General features: G+C 59.7%; 1 protein-coding gene. It reads right to left on the bottom strand.

The features are described from left to right. Positions 1–7: 7 nt before the first annotated feature. On the bottom strand, positions 8–1381 hold the full coding sequence (locus tag ACR0NJ_RS21225) for a hypothetical protein (RefSeq protein ID WP_480819077.1): 1374 nt from the start codon (positions 1379–1381) through the stop codon (positions 8–10). Positions 1382–1417: the final 36 nt, after the last annotated feature.

Below are 1417 nucleotides of genomic sequence, written 5' to 3'. Positions count from 1 at the left end.
GGCACCCTCATTCTTGCTGGTATGGGTACAATAAGCTGGTAGCAGTATTCCCTGCGAACACGCCTGCTGCAGCGCCGGGGATTGCCCCTGTAGCCACCGGGCCAACTGGTTTACGCCCCTTGACCTTCTGACCAATCTTGGCGGCCTGTAGCCAGCCTGCACCCCTCTCTGCGCCCTTAGCTGCTGCACGGCCTGCCACAGCACCCGCAGGGCCACCGGTCTTGTAGCCAATCAGGGTCAATGCACCTTCCCACGCCTTCTTGGCAATTCTGGCGTTTTCGTAACCCGTGCCCGAGTGGTTTACAGCGCCTCTTGGTGGCACCATGCGGTTAAGAGCCGTTGAAAGTCGGATCATTTGGCCCCGTTCCTTCGGGGTGAACAGGACATTCGCCAGAGGCTTTGTCTGCGGGCTGTAGAAGAAAGTGCGGATGTTCTCGGATACCTTCTGTGGCCCCCACGGGATCGGCCCTGTTGCGCCGGGAGTTTCGGTGCCTGGCTTTTGTGTCAAGTGACGAAACGCGGCCTGACGGACCAAGTTCCACTCATCCGAGTCCTTACCGAGAGTGTTGCGCAGCTTCGCGGCAAGCGGCGCATTCATCCTGCCATTACCAAGCTTCGACGCCCCGAACATCCAGCGCATGACCTGATCCGGGCTGGCATCTGCGTCCATCATTTCTTGAAGGAACTTTGATCCTGCATCCTTCCCGCGATACCTGGCGGAGTATTGCGCCCACAGCCTGCGGGCTTCTTTCAGATCCCCGAACCCGGACTCATTGCCGTCGAACAGCTTGGCAGTGACAACATCATCAACCCATGCGTCGTACTCTGATTTGATGATGGAAAGGGCGCGCTTGTCTTCTGGCTTTGCCTTGGACAATGAGGCGGTCAGGTCCTTGCGGAATGTCTCAATCAATCGCAGGGATACCCCGCCTTCGCCGTCTCCGCGCTTTTGCAGGCGGGACATGTACGCACGGGCGTTCGCGTAGATATCACTGGTCAGGTCAATCTCTTCATCCGCCAAGCGGCTCTGTACGCGTTGCACAATGCCCTTAGCGACATTTCGGGGCACTGACGCCCCAGCGTCGTCTGCTGCCCTGTACGCGGCCTGTGCGGCGGCTTTCTCGGCCTCACTCAGACCCTGCAGCCGGTCCCTTACGGCCTGCGATGCATCGAACTGATCCGCCCGGACTCCATCGCTTAATTCTGTCGCCACTTCATCCACGCCGCGCCGTGCGGCCAGTTCCTGTTGGTCCCCGAAGCGCTGAGCCTTCGCAACCACCGCGTCCGGTCCGACGCCACGGCGGGCGCGTTCGAAATTGGCGAAGTCGTTCACATCACCTGTCACGTTGTGTTTGAATGCCGGAATACCGAATTCTTCCATTTCGGCGGCACGGGCGGCAAGTTGCGGATCAACGCC

The sequence above is a fragment of the Ruegeria sp. F11 genome (genome assembly GCF_056533855.1).
The sequence above is the reverse complement of the archived record's forward strand: the minus strand, read 5'-3'. Positions and strand labels throughout refer to the sequence as shown.

What these genes read in the sequence shown, in the direction of transcription:
- ACR0NJ_RS21225 (WP_480819077.1), bottom strand. Translation starts at nt 1,381, where the DNA reads ATGGAAGAATTCGGTATTCCGGCATTCAAACACAACGTGACAGGTGAT.